This window comes from Arthrobacter sp. BI5 (assembly GCF_056680065.1).
In genome coordinates, this window is the sequence record NZ_CM155264.1 from 2280624 (window position 1) to 2296567 (window position 15944).

Consider the following 15944-nt stretch of genomic DNA (forward strand, 5'->3'; position numbering starts at 1 on the left):
GGCGGCCCGCCTCGACGGCGGTACCGGCGCGATCCACGCTAGGGACTGATGGAGGGGTGAGGATAGGGCCGATGGGCCCCGCCGTCAGTACTCGCCTTTGATCACGAAGTAGGACCCCCGGATTACGCCCGCCAGCTTGGATTTTTGGCGCGCGAACTTGAAGCGCTCCGCGAGTTCTTCCGGAATGTCCATGCCTTCGGACAGCTTGAAGCCGACAGCCCGCTTCCCGCTTGCGGGTCCATACATCACGTTGATGGCCAGCCCCGATTCGTAAAACACGTAGGCCATCTGCAGCTCGTCCACCTCGAACGCCGTCACCTCCAGCGGCCGGGAGCCAATGACGATGTCACGCTCCTCCCGGAGGATGCGGCTGACCCGGTCGACGACGTCCTGGGCCTCGCTCGCCGGGCTAACGGTGAAGACGTGGCCGTACTTGTTCCGGTAATAGCGTGCTTCATTTGCCCGCAGCCCGGCGAGAGCCTCGGCAAATTGCGACGATTCCACGCCGACAGTGGAAACATTCTCAAAGTCAACGACGTACGGCATTCACCCTCCTGGTGGGACGTAGTGGGACCCATGCTAGCCCGCCGTCGTCCCGCAGCTCCCCCACAGTTGACGGTCCCTACGCCGTCACCTTGTTCACCAGTTCGTGTTTCTCCGGGTGGACCTCCATGGGCAGGTGCGGCCTGACGTTGTTGTCGAACCAGTCATCGTGCTGGGAGGCGCTGTCCCAGAACTCCACGACGGTCATCCCTCCCTCGTTCTCCCAGGCGTAGTGGGCTCTGAATCCGGGGGCTGCCTTGAGCCTGTCGCTGAGGGCGGCAGCGATTTCTGCGTATTGTTCCCGGGTCAGGCCGGTCACAATGCTATTGACCAGGACGGACATGGCGGACTCCTTGAGTTGCGGTGGCCAGCCGGGCGGACGGGTCCCGCGGACAGGGCCGACACAGGCCGATGCTACGCCCGCCGGGAGCGCAATGACAGGGAAAACGCTGCCTCGCCGGCGGGCTCTGCCGGTGGAGAACCGATGCCTGTCCGGGAGGTTTAGGGCAGACTGGTGGCGTGAGCGGAATCCGGTGGGTGCTGCATGTTGATCTCGACCAATTCATCGCGGCGGTCGAAGTGCTCCGGCGGCCGGAACTTGCGGGCAAACCGATCATTGTCGGCGGTCGGGGCGACCCAACGGAACGGGCTGTGGTGTCCACCGCATCGTATGAGGCCCGGGCGTTCGGTGTGGGTTCCGGAATGCCCTTACGCGTCGCAGCCCGGAAAGTGCCCGACGCCGTGATCCTGCCCGTCGATCAGGAGGCTTACCTCGCGGCGTCGGAAACCGTGATGACTACCCTGCACGCGCAGCCCGGCGCCACCGTACAGGTGCTCGGTTGGGACGAAGCCTTTGTCGGCATTGAGTCAGAGGATCCAGAAACCTACGCCCGGCAGGTGCAGGCCGCTGTCCTGGAGCGAACGCAGCTGCATTGCAGCGTGGGCATCGGCGACACCCTGGTCCGGGCCAAGGTCGCCACCGGTTTCGGCAAGCCGGCCGGCGTCTTCCGTCTCACGGCCGCGAACTGGCTCGAGGTCATGGGCAACCGGCCCACCAAGGAGCTGTGGGGCATCGGAACCAAAGTGTCGGCCCGGCTGGCCAAACTCGGCATTGACACAGTTGCCGAACTTGCCGCCTGCGACCCCCGGGACCTGGTCCCCGAGTTCGGCCCCCGAATGGGGCCCTGGTACGCGGAGCTCGGACGCGGCGACGGCGCCAGCGTTGTGGACGACACCCCGTGGGTTGCCCGCGGGCACAGCCGGGAAACCACCTTCCAGCGCGACCTGACCGAGCCGGCCGAGGTGGACGACGCCGTCAGGGAACTGACAGCGCGTGTCCTCGAGGATGTTGCGGCCGAAGGACGACCCGTCATTGGGTTGACCCTGAAGGTTCGGTTCGCGCCGTTCCTGACTAAGACCCACGCAAGGAAGATTCCCGAAACATCCGACCAGGACGAAGTCCTCGCGCGGGCCCTGGACCTCGCAGCCGCAATCGAAGCGGGCCGTCCCATCCGACTCCTGGGGCTGCGGGCCGAAATGGCCATGCCAGAGGATGCCCGGAAAGGACATTCGCCGACGCGTGGCGGCTGGTGACGTCTGGGCTCCACTGTATTCTCTGGGCATGACTGAAAGCCCACAGCTGGTGACCCGAACACGCGGTTGGATCGACAAGGCCCGATCGTTTCACTACCGGCAGCTCACCACGCACCGAAGGGTGCGGCGCCTCGGAAAAACGCGGCTGACATTCACCACAGGCCAGGCCATAACCAACTTGAGCGCCTTCTTCATTGCCGGGTCCGCAGGCTCAGCAACGCCGGACTGGGCTGTCGTAGGAATGCTGGTCGCAGGCTTTCTGCTGGGCAAGTTCCTGTTTCCCATCCCGGTTAGCAGTATCGCCAGTCGGAGAGGCCCGGCCGATGTGGTCAGCATAAGTGCCTTGGAGCTCGACAGCATGACCCCGGAGGAAATCCGGATTTACGAGAACAACATGGTGCTAAAGCACCGTCTCAAGGACCCCCGGGGGCTGGGTGCCGCCCAGGCACTGCAACGCCAGCGTGAGGGCACCTGGCAGGCGGAGGAGGCAGCTGGTTTGGCCTCCGGGAGCCTGTCCAGGCTGTCGCTGGTTGACTCACGGGCCTTCAGCTCCGTTGCTGAACAGCACAAACTTCTCGACAACCGGTGGCTGGCGTATGAGGTGGACCCGAAACTGCAGTTCGATTTTCCCGCGATGTCAGATCCTGCGCTGCCTGCCACTGCGGCCATGATCCGGGCGAGACGGAAGGCCGAACAGGCGAAGACCGGAGGCAACACAGTGGAGTACCGGTCCGCCGTGGCGGCGTTCGGCTCGGCCCTGGCGGCAGCGGAGTCCGCCGCCGGCGTGCCCCGGAAGTAGGCCACCGGACCACCGGCACCAGTGTGAGATTCCGATCTGCTTAGACAAGGGCCGGCGGACCGAATCAAGCTGCGGTGGGATCGGCCGGGACTCCATGCGTGCACACAGTTGGCCGTTCTTCACATAGCGTGGGGGCAAGGGCCGCAGCCGGGCCCGGGACTGTTTGACGGAGGACGAACATGGAATACATCAAACTCGGCAACACCGGCATGGACATCTCCCCGCTGGCACTGGGATGCATGACCTACGGGGACCCTGGCCGGGGCCCGCATCCCTGGACGCTGCCGGAGGACCAGAGCCGGCCGCTGATCCGCCAGGCCGTGGAGGCGGGCATCAATTTTTTTGACACTGCCAACGTGTACTCCAACGGTTCCAGCGAGGAAATCATAGGCCGGGCCCTGGCCGATTTCACCCGCCGGGATGAAACCGTTATCGCCACGAAGGTGCACGGCACGATGCGGCAGGGACCCAATGGGCGGGGCCTGTCCCGCAAGGCCATCTTCGCTGAACTCGATGCCAGCCTGACCCGGCTGGCAACGGACTACGTGGACCTGTACCAGATTCACCGTTGGGATCCCGCCACGCCGATCGAGGAGACTCTGGAAGCCCTTCACGACCTCGTCAAAGCTGGCAAAGTCCGCTATATCGGAGCATCCTCGATGGCCGCCTGGCAGTTCAGCAAAGCGCTCTACCTTCAGCAATTAAACGGATGGACCCGTTTCGTCACCATGCAGGACCACTACAACCTGGTCTATCGGGAGGAGGAACGCGAAATGTTCCCCCTCTGCGCGGACCAGAAGGTCGGGGTGCTGCCGTGGAGTCCGCTAGCGCGGGGGAAGCTCACACGGGACTGGGACGAGAAAACCAACCGCTCGGAGAAGGACGAGTTCGGCAAGACGCTTTACACCACGGAGGAAAGCGACAGGGCAGTGGCCGAAGCCGTGCGCGTCATTGCCGAACGCCGCGGCGTGCCCCGCGCCCAAGTCGCCCTGGCCTGGGTCCGCTCCAACAGTGTGGTCAGCGCGCCGATTGTCGGCGCGAGCAAGCCGGCACATCTTACCGATGCCGTCGCCTCCCTGGAACTGACGCTCACCACCGAGGAAAAGGCGGAACTGGAAAGCCCCTACGTCCCGCACGCGGTCGCCGGATACTGAGCAGCGACGGCGTGAGGTGACCCGTCGCCGCTGAATGGGCAGACAACCCCATTCGTCCGGGCGGACCAACTCAGCGCCACCGGAAGTACTCGCGGTGGATGTTGACTGTGCGGACTCCTGCAGAACGGAAGGCCCTCCGGAACTGCCGGAGCATGGGATCCGGCCCACCCATGAAGACCGAGAGCTTCCGGAGCGGGGTGTCTACGGCGGCAAGCACCTGCTCGGGCGTCAACCGGCCGTCGACGGCGGTGTCCACCAGGTGCACGGTCAGGCTCGGGTACTCTTTCGCGATGGATGTGATTTCCGCGGCGAACGGGGATGGCCCTGCCGACGTGACAAAAAAGTGGACTGACTCCCGCAGGTCCCCCTCCAAGGACCGCAGCCAGCTCAGGAACGGTGTGATTCCCACACCGGCGGCAATCCAGACCTGGTGTTCCGTTCCCTTGTGCCTGTCGAACCGGCCATAGGGGCCGCCCACCACCGCCGGCATTCCGGGCTGCACCACGTCAGGAAGCCTTGTTGTGTGGTCCCCAAGCGCCTTGACGGTGATACGCAGGTGCTGGTCCCGGGCCGAACCGGACATGGAAAAGGGATGGCGTTGCCAGCCCTGCTTGGTTTCCAGGTAGATCATGGCGAACTGGCCGGGCCGGAAGTCCAGCGGCTTGCCGAGCGGCGCAAGGCTCAACTCCACCAGATCCGGGGCCACCGTTTTGACTTGGTCCACCTGGTAGTCGTGGTGCGGCAGGAAGCGGCGCGCCAGGAGCTCCCGGTAGCCGTAGAACGCCAGCCCGATGCCGCCGATGGCCACGAAACTCCACCGTAGCCCGGGGGCGGCGTCGAACGCGCTGGCGTCCAGCAGTCCGTGGAAGAACCCGGCCGCAACGAATATTCCCGTCAACCGGTGGAAGCCACGCCAGCGCTCGTAACCACCCAGCAGGCGGCCCACCAGGCGGACCGGCCGGGCGCTTCCGAGGCCAAGGACCAGGTCACGCACCCGCGCGGGGACCATGGTTCGCCAGCGCGGCAGGATGGCCCAGGCCACCAGGGCCGCGAGCCCGGAGATCCCGATGACGGCAAGGGTCTTCCCCACGCTGGTCGCCTCCGGGTTGGCCGCCAGCTCGATGTGCGGAAGCAGGAGGACAGTCCCGGTGATCGCGGCACGCCGGTGCCAGATGGCGGCGTGGTCAATCCCGCCGAACACCTGCTCCACCTGCGGAAGGGTGCTGATCAGGACCAAGGCGATCGAGAGCAGCAGGATCGACTCCCCGCCGAAGAGCTGGCCGACGTATCCGGCGGCAGGTTCCCCCGCGGGACGGACCAGGAGCCAATACAGGGCGTAGGCCACCGCGAGGATAATGATCACCGTGGGGCCCACGCGCCGCAGGGACACGCCCGGGAGCGACGTCAACGGTTTGGCTCCGGGCTGCGGAACTACCAAGAATCTCGACTCCTTCATCACGGCTTGCTCGAGCAGCACCGCCTAGCCGTCATCCTAGGCCAGCCACGGGCGGCGCGGAGAACCAGACACCAGCATGGGCGGTGGTTGTGCCGGGGTCCCTTGTTGGCTGCCGTCCGTATGGCATCGCCCGTTGTCGGCATAGAACCGCTCGACCGGCGTGCCCGATGCATGCGCTTCTAAAACGCCGCTGAACGCAACTCCCTGCGCGGTCGTCGTCGAGCCACGGGCTGCTGAGTGCTCACAAATCGGGCCCTGCACGATTTACCGTGCAGGGCCCGCTTTACGTCTCACAGGGAATTAGAAATCCCAGTCGTCATCCTCAGTGTTAACAGCCTTGCCAATCACATACGACGAACCCGACCCCGAGAAGAAGTCGTGGTTCTCGTCCGCGTTCGGCGACAGGGCCGAGAGGATCGCCGGGTTCACGTCGGTGACGGAGGCCGGGAACATGGCCTCGTAGCCCAGGTTCATCAGCGCCTTGTTGGCGTTGTAGTGCAGGAACTTCTTGACGTCCTCGGCCAGGCCGACGGAGTCGTAGAGGTCGTGCGTGTACTGGACTTCGTTTTCGTACAGCTCGAAGAGCAGCTCGAAGGTGTAGTCCTTGATCTCCTGGCGCTTTTCCTCGGAGACCTTCTCCAGGCCCTTCTGGAACTTGTAGCCGATGTAGTAGCCGTGCACGGCCTCGTCGCGGATGATCAGGCGGATCAGGTCGGCCGTGTTCGTCAGCTTGGCCCGCGAGGACCAGTACATCGGCAGGTAGAAGCCGGAGTAGAAGAGGAAACTCTCGAGCAGCGTGGAGGCCACCTTGCGCTTCAGAGGGTCGTCGCCCTGGTAGTAGTCCATGACGATCTGGGCCTTCTTCTGAAGGTTCTCGTTCTCGGTGGACCAGCGGAACGCCTCGTCGATCTCCTTGGTGGAGGCCAGCGTGGAGAAGATGGAGGAGTAGCTCTTGGCGTGCACGGACTCCATGAACGCGATGTTCGTGTAGACGGCCTCTTCGTGCGGGGTGACGGCGTCCGGGATCAGCGAGACGGCGCCGACGGTGCCCTGGATGGTGTCCAGCAGGGTCAGGCCGGTGAACACGCGCATGGTGAGCTGCTGCTCGTCCGGAGTCAGCGTCGCCCACGACTGCACGTCATTGGACAGCGGCACCTTCTCCGGCAGCCAGAAGTTGTTGACCAGGCGGTTCCAGACGTCAACGTCCTTCTCGTCCTGGATCCGGTTCCAGTTGATCGCCTCGACGTGGCTCAGCAGCTTGACCTTTTCGGTCATGTCATCCCCTCAATGTTGGGTAGTTCTCTAAGTTAAAGCGTACGACGGCGGGCGGGCGCCCGCCGTCGTACTCAAGCCTTCAGGAGCTGGTTACAGCATGCATGAAACGCAGTTGTCCACCTCGGTCCCTTCCAGCGCGAGCTGGCGGAGACGGATGTAGTAGATGGTCTTGATGCCCTTGCGCCAGGCGTAGATCTGAGCCTTGTTGATGTCACGCGTGGTGGCGGTGTCCTTGAAGAACAGCGTCAGGGACAGGCCCTGGTCCACGTGCTGCGTGGCAGCGGCGTAGGTGTCGATGATCTTCTCGTAGCCGATCTCGTACGCGTCCTGGTAGTACTCCAGGTTGTCGTTGGTCAGGTACGGCGCCGGGTAGTAGACGCGGCCCAGCTTGCCTTCCTTGCGGATCTCAATCTTGGACGCCACCGGGTGGATCGAGGAGGTGGAGTTGTTGATGTAGGAGATCGAGCCGGTCGGCGGGACGGCCTGCAGGTTCTGGTTGTAGATGCCGTGCTCCATGACGGAGGCCTTCAGCTCGCGCCAGTCATCCTGGGTGGGGATGTGGATGTTCTTGAACAGCTCCGCGACCTTGGCCGTCTGCGGGACCCATTCCCGGTCCGTGTACTTGTCGAAGAACTCACCGGACGCGTACTTGGACTTCTCGAAGCCGCCGAAGGTCTGGCCGGTCTGGATGGCCAGCTTGTTGGAGGCCCGGACCGCGTGGAACACCACCGTGTAGAAGTAGATGTTGGTGAAGTCCAGGCCCTCTTCGGAACCGTAGTGGACCCTCTCGCGGGCCAGGTAGCCGTGCAGGTTCATCTGGCCCAGGCCGATCGCGTGGCTCTGGTCGTTGCCGCGGGCGATCGAGGGAACCGAGGTGATGTTGGACATGTCGGACACGGCCGAGAGCGAACGGATGGCCGTCTCGATGGTCAGGCCGAAGTCCGGCGAGTCCATGGCCTTCGCGATGTTCAGCGAGCCCAGGTTGCAGGAGATGTCCTTGCCGGTGGTGTCGTAGGACAGGTCATCGTGGTACGTCGTGGGCTGGGAGACCTGGAGGATCTCGGAGCACAGGTTGGACATGATGATCTTGCCGTCGATCGGGTTTTCCCGGTTTACGGTGTCCTCGAACATGATGTACGGGTAGCCGGATTCGAACTGGATCTCGGCGAGGGTCTGGAAGAACTCGCGCGCCTTGATCTTGGTCTTCTTGATCCGGGAATCGTCCACCATCTCGTAGTACTTCTCGGTGACCGAGACGTCGGAGAACGGCATGCCGTAGACCTTTTCGACGTCGTACGGCGAGAACAGGTACATGTCCTCGTCCTTCTTGGCGAGCTCGAAGGTGATGTCCGGGATGACGACGCCGAGCGAGAGGGTCTTGATGCGGATCTTCTCGTCCGCGTTCTCGCGCTTGGTGTCCAGGAAGCGGTAGATGTCCGGGTGGTGCGCGTGCAGGTACACCGCACCGGCACCCTGGCGGGCGCCGAGCTGGTTGGCGTAGGAGAAGCTGTCCTCGAGGAGCTTCATCACGGGGATGACGCCGGAGGACTGGTTCTCGATCTGCTTGATCGGCGCGCCGACTTCGCGGATGTTGGTCAGCGCGAACGCCACGCCGCCGCCGCGCTTGGACAGCTGCAGGGCGGAGTTGATGGACCGGCCGATCGACTCCATGTTGTCTTCGATGCGGAGCAGGAAGCAGGAGACCAGCTCGCCGCGCTGCTTCTTGCCGGCGTTCAGGAACGTCGGGGTGGCCGGCTGGAAGCGGCCTTCGATGATCTCGTCCACCATCGCGGTGGCGAGCTGCTCGTCGCCGCGGGCCAGGTGCAGGGCCACCATGCAGACGCGGTCCTCGTAGCGTTCCAGGAAGCGCTTTCCGTCGAACGTCTTGAGCGTGTAAGAGGTGTAGAACTTGAACGCGCCAAGGAAGGTCTCGAAGCGGAACTTCTTCTTGTACGCGCGGTTGAAGAGCTCGCGGATGAAGTTCATCGTGTACTGGTCGAGGGTTTCGCGCTCGTAGTACTCGTTCTTGACGAGGTAGTCGAGTTTTTCCTCGAGGTCGTGGAAGAACACGGTGTTGTTGTTCACGTGCTGCAGGAAGTACTGGTGGGCAGCCTCGCGGTCGGCCTCGAACTGGATCTCGCCGTTGGGGCCGTAGAGGTTCAGCATGGCGTTGAGCTCGTGGTAGCCCAGGCCCTGGTAGGCGGCCGGCATGGCCGGCTTCTCGCCGGGGACGGTGTGCTTCTCGACGGCGGTGTTCCCGGCGATGTTCCCGGCGGCGGCTGAGCCCGCCCCGGTCACTTCGGTGTCTGCGACAGTCGTGTCCAAAATTCTTCCAATCCTTGTTGTACTCGGCTGACGTCTTCCGGCGTCCCCATGAGTTCGAAACGATATAGGTGCGGGACCTGGCATTTGGCGGCGACGATGTCGCCGGCCATGCAGTAGTTGTCCCCAAAGTTCGTGTTGCCCGCCCCGATCACTCCACGGAGCTGTTGCCGGTTCCTCGGATCGTTCAGAAAGCGGATGACCTGCTTCGGAACGGATCCCTCTCCCCCGGTCCCGCCGTAGGTGGGAAGCACCAGCACGTAGGGCTCGGTCGCCAGCAGCGCCGGTTCCCTCGCGTGGAGGGGGATGCGGTCGGCGTCGAGACCCAGCTTCGCGACGAAGCGTTTGGTGTTCTCGGAGGTGGAGGAGAAGTAGATGAGGTGGCTGGCCGTGGTCCGGACGGCGTCTGCCGTCCGGTCATCCCGGTTCCCGGGATCTGCGGCCGGCGGCGGGCTGGCGGTTGCCAGTGCCATGGGAGTCACCTCATCCGACGTGGTGGTGCCTTGTGGAGCGTTTCAGGCAACCGCGACGGCGGCGGCCTGTGCCAGTTCTTCGATCTTGTCCGGGCGGAACCCGGACCAGTGGTCCTGGTCGGTGACGACGACCGGGGCCTGCATGTAGCCCAGGGACTTGAGGCGCTCAAGGGCCTCGGCATCCTGGGAGATGTCGACGCTCTGGTAGGCGATGCCCTTCTTGTCGAGAGCGCGGTAGGTGGCGTTGCACTGCACGCAAGCCGGCTTCGTGTAAACCGTAACGGTCATGTCCTGAGTCCCCTTAGTTGAAGTCTGTGGTTCGTGTCCGGTGGGGCCTACGCGGAACAGGAATCCTTATCCGTTACTGGCCTCGCCCTGCGATCTGCAACCGCTCCGCTCGAACTGTATGTCGATACTACATGTAGTGCAAGAGTCCCGTGCGGACCCCAAGATGATGTATTACAAGTATGTCATTTAACCCACCTTTAATCCACAGCCGGGGGCCTTCAAAATGTCCGGATTTCAGCCGTTTTCGCGGACGAAATCCACACCCTGTGGAGTAGTTAGCCACAATTAACCGCCCCGCGTGTCGCGTTCTGGACGGCGTGTCGCGGTTCCCTCCCCAGGGGGCACGGGGTGGCGCGAAGCACTACATGTAGTGGGCGATGGCACAGCGGCGGGCAGGCGGCAAGTCAAGAGTGAGGATGGGCCAGGCGCCCCAGCGTGGGGCGGGGTCAGACGCGCCAAGGCAGCCGGACGTGGGGGGGGCAGTCAGTCCGCCGGGCGGAGCGAGGTGATCGTCTGCCGGATCTCCTCGTACTCGTCGGTTCCCGAATAGGACTCCGGGGTGTCGACGTCGGGCGTGTCACCGGGTGCCGTGATCAGTGGCGTGTGCACGCCGCTGAAGGACGCCACGCCCGGCGGCCAGTTGAAGAACTGGAAGATGGGGCAGGCGCTGGGTCCGGTGGGCAGGGGCGCCGAGGTGATGCCGTAGGACAGCGGTGCTGGCCTGGAGGGGTAGGACTCATGGTCGTCCCGGCCCTCAAAAACAAACCGCGGTTTCACCCCGTTCTGGGCAAGAGCCGGCAGCTCCTGCGAGTCCATCAGGGAATACGGAAACTTCTGGGTGCAGTTCGGCTTGGTCACAATGTTGGTCCGCAGGGTTGCGACCGACTTTCCGGCGCCGGTGAGGACTTCAATAAAGACTCCCCCGGGCGCTGCCTCACGGGCCCGGTCCTTCACCGTCCAGTCCGGCGGGTAGTCGAACATGAACTTACCGTCCGGCGTCGTGTAGGTCTTCCAGTCCGCCTGCGCGGGCGGTCTGGCCGACGCCTGGGCGGCAGGTTTCAAGCCTGCCGTTGATTTGACGGCCGAGGCGGCCGGCGTGGACGTCGGCCCGGCCGTCCCGGAACTGGCGGTGGGGTTGCTTGGCGCGGAGCAAGCGGCCAGCGCAGTGGCGACGCAAAACACTGCCGAGACTGCCCTGACGGATGGTCCTGTGCGACGCATGGCGCCCTCCCCTTGTGGGTGCAACTACTCCGTCCAATTCTGCTTCGTCCCTGCCCGGAGAACAGGGTCTTTGGGCCTCCGGCGCCGGACGGGGCCGGCGCCCGGGGACGCAAAACGGGGGCCGGCGCTGTTCCGCCAGCCCCCGCAGGGCTTCCGATTGCAGCCGGAAGCCGGCCGCGCGTTCCCTAGTTCTTCAGGAGCGTGTTGCCGTAACCGGCGTCGCACTTGCCGTCATGGATGACGCCTGCGCCCGGTGCCACAACGTAGTTGCTGGCCGGGTTGAAGACTGCGGTGCGCATGCTGGTCACCTTGCTGGCGCAGCTGTCGGCACCGTCAGCGGTGGTGCTCTGGCCGCCGATCCACATGTCGATCCAGACGGTGGAGCTGGTGCCGAACACATTCGTACCCTGGTGGCACGGGCCGCCCTGGGGATCGTCGCCGTCGCCGCAGCTGTCCTCGACGATGAAGTAGCGGCGCACATCCGGAAGGTAGATCCGCGTGCCGGCCGGGAAGTCCAGCACGTCCTTGCCGGTGGCGAGGGAATGGCCTACCGCGATGGTGATCGGGTCATTGTAGGTACCGGTTCCGCCGGCAGTCTTGTGCAGCACCGGATGGCTGATGGTGGTTGAGCCGGCCGGGGTGTTGTCGTACCAGGTGTAGGCCGTCGTGTAGACGGTGTGGACGATCCGCTCGGAGGACGACGCCGGCACCACCGGCGCCGGGGCCGGCTTCGGGGCGGCGGGAAGCGCGGGAGCCTTCGTCGGCGCCGCGGGTGCGGGGACAGCCACCGGCACCTGGGGCGCTGCCGGCGCCTTGGCGGCGGCAGCCTTCTTGGCGGCTGCTGCGGCTGCGGCTTTCGCCTTCGCGGCGGCCTTCGCCGTGGCGTCGGCCTTCGCCTTCTTGGCGGCCACGGCTGCGGCCTTTGCCTTCTCTGCCGCTGCCCGCTGCGAGGTGCCGATCTCGGCAGACGTGTCGAGCCCGGTGCTGGCCTCAACGCCGGCGCCGGCAGTGCCTGAAGACTGTGCGGATGAGTTCGTGGCGCCGGTACCGGCGCCACACGCCGACGTGGCGAGGAGGACCGAGAGCATGCCGGCGGCCAGCAGACTGTTTCTGCGCATGGAAAATAAAGCCTATTCGTGGGAGTGCGGAAACGGGCAGACCCGTAGGGACGTACCCTGCCCGGAGTTGGTCACGGTATGCGGAACGCAGGGCGCTCCGGCCTGGGGGCTTACCACACGCAAGAACGTTTGAAACGATCCATTTGGGCGTGTGCGCCAACCGGTGACCTAAACGTTACCTCGCAGTATTACAAGAGGCCAATTACCGGCGAGTCGCCACTGTCCAAAAGAATTCAAGACGCTGGAGAATCCACCCAGCGGCCCTGCCCCGACGGCTGCTAGGGCTCCGGCGAGGCGGTGTGGAGCTGGTTGCCGTAACCGCTGTCACACCTGCCGTCGTGGATCACGCCATAACCGGAGGCGACGACGTAGTTGTCGGCCGGGTGGAAAATGGCCGCCCGCACGCCGGTGACCTGCTCCGCGCAGCGCCGGGCGAACGACTCGTCCTCCCCCTCCCCGCCGATCCAGATGTCCAGCCAGGTGGACGCACCGCCATGCCTGGCCGCCTGCGCGTGGCACGGTCCCTCCTCCGGGGCAGGACCGTCCCCGCAGGTGTCCTCCACGATGAAGTAGCGCCGGACGTCCGGCAGGTAGATCCGGGTGCCCGCCGGGAAATCAAGGACGTCCTTGCCGGTCTCCAAGGAATGCCCGACCGCTATCGTCACCGGATCGGCATAGGTTCCGGCCCCGCCGGCACGCTTGTGCAGCACCGGGTGGCTGATGTCCGGGGAGCCCTCGGGGGTGTTGTCGTACCACGTGTAGGCGGTGACGTACGTGTCCGGGGCAGCTGCCCGCTCCGAGGGCAAAGGATCCGGCGCGGGCGGCGCAGCTTCGCAGGCGGCGGCAGCCAGGAGGACCGACAGCAGGCCCGCGGCCACTCCGAGTTGTCTGCGCATTCTCTATCCGCCTCCGCTGATTCGGCCCCTGTACCTGAACGCTACCCTTGGCCCCGGCCGGCGCGATAGCGGCACGTTGAACGGGTTTCAGATTCCCGCCCGGCTAAGCGGCCCCGCGGTAACGAACGCGGCCCCGGCCCCTCCCGGCCGTACTCGCACGAGCGGCCGTCGCACGTGGTAGTTGACCCGGCAAAGCAAGTAGAACCACCCGAAAAACGGGGTGTTTTCTACGCGTGTGTGACCCCATCCGCCGCTCCTAACCTCGAAAGACATAAGGGGTACGCCGGAGTCCGGCGGCTCGTGCGGCTTCAGGGGGCGGGATCAGATGAGCGCCGGTTTCTCCTCCTGCGAATCGACCGCCAGTTCCGGCCTCGAGCCCCGGAAAACAGCGTTGGCGCTCTCGCCCTGACTCCCGTCAGGACTTCAGATACACGATTCCCTGGCGAGGCAATCCATGACTAAATCATCCCCCCTTTCCGGCACTGCACCGGTCTTCTTTGACCCAAGTGGAAAACGTTGGCGCAGAATCCTCGTGGCCATTGTGGCCGCCATTCTGTTAATTGTCCTGTCGGTCGTTTGGATCCTGCCGGCGGCCAGCGCTCCGGTGTGGAAAGCCCCGGAAAACCAGGCCGTGGAATACCCGCGCAAGCTGTTGTCCTCCCAGGACCTGCGGAACATTCCCAGAATCGGACCTGAAGGGGGCTTCGCCTTCGACCGGATCGCCGTCATTGAACGCCGGAACGGCAAAGTTCTGCTCAAGGATCCCTTCAGCAGCACCATCTGGAGGGAAGCAACTCCGGAGGAAATTGAGCTGATCGGCAATAGCCCGTACGCCATGGAAACGTTTGGGAAACCGGCTGACCACACCCTGATGCTGACCTTTGATGACGGGCCCGACCCGCGCAACACGCCGCAAATCCTGGACCTGCTGTCCAAGGAAGGCGTGCCGGCGACGTTCTTCACCGTCGGCGACAACATCGTCAAATACCCGGATATTTTCCGCCGCATGACCAAGGAAGGTCATATGGTCGGAAACCACACCATGTCGCACATTGATTTCTGGGCCCACGATGACCTGTTCAACCGCCAGCAGATCATCGGCGCAGACCGGGTCATGCGCGCTTCGGACAGTTACGCGACCCGGTTGTTCCGGATTCCCACTGGAGACCCCGGAAACAACTCGTTGGCCCTGTTGCAGTCCCAGCAGCTGGGATTCCTGCACATCAATATGGACTTTGATACCCGGGACTGGTCCTACGCCCCCGGCGTTCCGATCAAGGCGCAGAAACTGGACGGCCAGGGACACATCGTTCTGGTGCACGACGGCGGCGGTGACCGCAGCGCCACCATTGAAATGCTGAAGACCTTTATCCCGATGGCAAAGGCGCAGGGTTACACCTTCACCACGGTCCAGCCTCTGCTGCCGCCGGAATACGTCCCCCAGAACAACGTCAAGGACGCCGTCGAAGACGATGCGACCCTGGCTGCGATGACTTCCTATCTGGTCACGCCAAACGTGGTGCTCACGTGGCTGTTCTGGTTCGGCATCGGCTCGCTGACCATCCTCACCTTCCTGTATGTGGTGCTGGCTGTGATCAACAACAACCGCCAGAAGAAACGCCTCTGGGCCGAGGTCAAGGAGGAAGACTGGCCCTTTGTCAGCGTGGTCCTGCCGGTCTTCAATGAGGAACTGGTGGTGGCCAAAACATTGGACGCACTCAGGGCCAGCGACTATCCGCGCATGGAAGTGGTCGCCGTCAATGACGGTTCCACCGACGGCACCCTGGCGGTCCTTACCGAATACGCCAAGACTTGGTCGGACCTGCGCGTCATCGACCAGCCCAACGGCGGAAAGTCGGCCGCGAGTAACCACGGAATTGCCCAGTCGCGCGGCGAAATCGTGGTCACCCTTGACGGCGACACGCTCTTCGAACCGCAAACGATCAAGATGTTTGCCCGCCACTTCCTGGCACCAAGGCACGGCAAGATCGTCGGTGCTGTCGCGGGGCACGTGAAAGTCGGGAACCGCCGCAACCTGCTGACGGCCTGGCAAAGTCTGGAGTACCTCTCCGGCATCTGTGTCACCCGGATGGCGGAGGGCCTGATGGGGGCCATCTCAATCGTCCCTGGCGCCTGCGCGGCGTGGCGGCGGGAAGCACTCCTGGAGGCCGGCGGCTACTCCCACGACACCCTCGCTGAGGACGCGGACCTGACGCTGTCGCTGCAAAAACTCGGCTACAGCATCGTCCAGGAGAATTCCGCCGTGGCCTGGACCGAAGCGCCCATGACCCTCCGGGGTTTGTTCAAGCAGCGGCTCCGCTGGACGTACGGCAACATCCAGACGCTTTACAAGCACCGGTCCATGCTCTTCAACCCCCGGTACGGAGCCCTCGGCCTGCTCACCATGCCGTACGCCCTGATCTCAGTCGTTGTGCCGCTGGTCTTTATGCCCCTGACGGTAATCGTCGCCGTCAACAGCCTGGCCCACGGGGAATGGCAGGCGGTGGCGCTGTTCTCGGCGTTCGTCGCCGGGACCCACATGATCATCTCGGTTGTGGCGATCGTGATGGTCCGGGAGAGCCCCATGCACCTGTTGATGGTTCCCATCTACCGGCTCATCTACGAGCCGCTGCGCGCGTACGTCGTGTTCGGGTCCGCGATCCTGGCCCTGCGCGGCACCGCCGTCGGCTGGTACCGGCCCGAACGCACCAACAGTGTCCTGCTGCCGGCGGGCCGCCCGCAGCTGGCGCCCGTTCTCGCCCCGGCGACGGCGGATCAATTGGCGCACTTGTGACCCGCGGCCTTG

At 64.3% G+C, this 15944-nt stretch carries 14 protein-coding genes; 4 read left to right on the forward strand and 10 right to left on the reverse strand.

The genetic code is table 11. The features are described 5' to 3' along the window. Positions 1–84 precede the first annotated feature (84 nt). Together AC1MED_RS10350 and AC1MED_RS10355 are read right to left on the reverse strand one after the other, a co-directional pair. Positions 85–546: a phage tail protein gene (locus AC1MED_RS10350; RefSeq protein WP_479783215.1), complete on the reverse strand. Its 462-nt coding sequence runs from the start codon at positions 544–546 to the stop codon at positions 85–87. Between the two features lie 76 nt (positions 547–622). Beyond that, a complete protein-coding gene (locus AC1MED_RS10355; RefSeq protein ID WP_479783216.1) occupies positions 623–886 on the reverse strand; it encodes an antibiotic biosynthesis monooxygenase in 264 nt (87 codons plus the stop codon). Positions 887–1062: 176 nt separating this feature from the next. Between AC1MED_RS10355 and AC1MED_RS10360 the strand changes: the two genes are divergently transcribed. From AC1MED_RS10360 to AC1MED_RS10370, 3 genes are all read left to right on the forward strand, one after another. Next, positions 1063–2136, forward strand: a complete 1074-nt coding sequence (locus AC1MED_RS10360; RefSeq protein WP_479783217.1) for a DNA polymerase IV — start codon at positions 1063–1065, stop codon at positions 2134–2136. Then, entirely contained in the window at positions 2123–2935 is an 813-nt protein-coding gene (locus AC1MED_RS10365; RefSeq protein ID WP_479783218.1) for a hypothetical protein, read from the forward strand. The genes AC1MED_RS10360 and AC1MED_RS10365 overlap by 14 nt, the downstream gene beginning before the upstream one ends. Positions 2936–3114: 179 nt before the next feature. Further along, positions 3115–4089: an aldo/keto reductase gene (locus AC1MED_RS10370; RefSeq protein WP_479783219.1), complete on the forward strand. Its 975-nt coding sequence runs from the start codon at positions 3115–3117 to the stop codon at positions 4087–4089. A 70-nt stretch (positions 4090–4159) separates the two neighbouring features. On the opposite strand, the gene AC1MED_RS10375 is transcribed toward AC1MED_RS10370, so the two are convergent. The 8 genes from AC1MED_RS10375 to AC1MED_RS10410 all read right to left on the reverse strand — a co-directional run bounded on the left by AC1MED_RS10375 (position 4160) and on the right by AC1MED_RS10410 (position 13138). Continuing rightward, on the reverse strand, positions 4160–5566 hold the full coding sequence (locus AC1MED_RS10375) for a ferredoxin reductase family protein (RefSeq protein WP_479783220.1): 1407 nt from the start codon (positions 5564–5566) through the stop codon (positions 4160–4162). A 279-nt stretch (positions 5567–5845) separates the two neighbouring features. Continuing rightward, positions 5846–6820 (reverse strand): class 1b ribonucleoside-diphosphate reductase subunit beta, encoded by a 975-nt coding sequence (gene nrdF / locus AC1MED_RS10380; protein ID WP_479783221.1) that lies wholly within the window; start codon positions 6818–6820, stop codon positions 5846–5848. A gap of 90 nt (positions 6821–6910) precedes the next feature. After that, positions 6911–9031 carry a class 1b ribonucleoside-diphosphate reductase subunit alpha gene (gene nrdE, locus AC1MED_RS10385; RefSeq protein WP_479786649.1) on the reverse strand — a complete coding sequence of 707 codons (2121 nt, stop codon included), beginning with the start codon at positions 9029–9031 and terminating at the stop codon, positions 6911–6913. Positions 9032–9114: 83 nt separating this feature from the next. Continuing rightward, positions 9115–9624: a class Ib ribonucleoside-diphosphate reductase assembly flavoprotein NrdI gene (gene nrdI / locus AC1MED_RS10390; RefSeq protein ID WP_479783222.1), complete on the reverse strand. Its 510-nt coding sequence runs from the start codon at positions 9622–9624 to the stop codon at positions 9115–9117. Between the two features lie 33 nt (positions 9625–9657). Next, complete coding sequence (nrdH, locus tag AC1MED_RS10395; RefSeq protein ID WP_018773329.1) at positions 9658–9903, reverse strand: glutaredoxin-like protein NrdH; 246 nt, start codon at positions 9901–9903, stop codon at positions 9658–9660. Between the two features lie 483 nt (positions 9904–10386). Then, positions 10387–10965, reverse strand: a complete 579-nt coding sequence (locus AC1MED_RS10400) for a hypothetical protein (RefSeq protein ID WP_479783224.1) — start codon at positions 10963–10965, stop codon at positions 10387–10389. Between the two features lie 344 nt (positions 10966–11309). Beyond that, a complete protein-coding gene (locus tag AC1MED_RS10405; protein ID WP_479783225.1) occupies positions 11310–12242 on the reverse strand; it encodes a hypothetical protein in 933 nt (310 codons plus the stop codon). A gap of 278 nt (positions 12243–12520) precedes the next feature. Beyond that, a complete protein-coding gene (locus AC1MED_RS10410) occupies positions 12521–13138 on the reverse strand; it encodes a hypothetical protein (RefSeq protein ID WP_479783226.1) in 618 nt (205 codons plus the stop codon). Between the two features lie 454 nt (positions 13139–13592). On the opposite strand from AC1MED_RS10410, the gene AC1MED_RS10415 reads away from it, so the two are divergent. Further along, positions 13593–15932 carry a bifunctional polysaccharide deacetylase/glycosyltransferase family 2 protein gene (locus AC1MED_RS10415; RefSeq protein ID WP_479783227.1) on the forward strand — a complete coding sequence of 780 codons (2340 nt, stop codon included), beginning with the start codon at positions 13593–13595 and terminating at the stop codon, positions 15930–15932. The last annotated feature ends 12 nt before the right edge of the window (positions 15933–15944 follow it).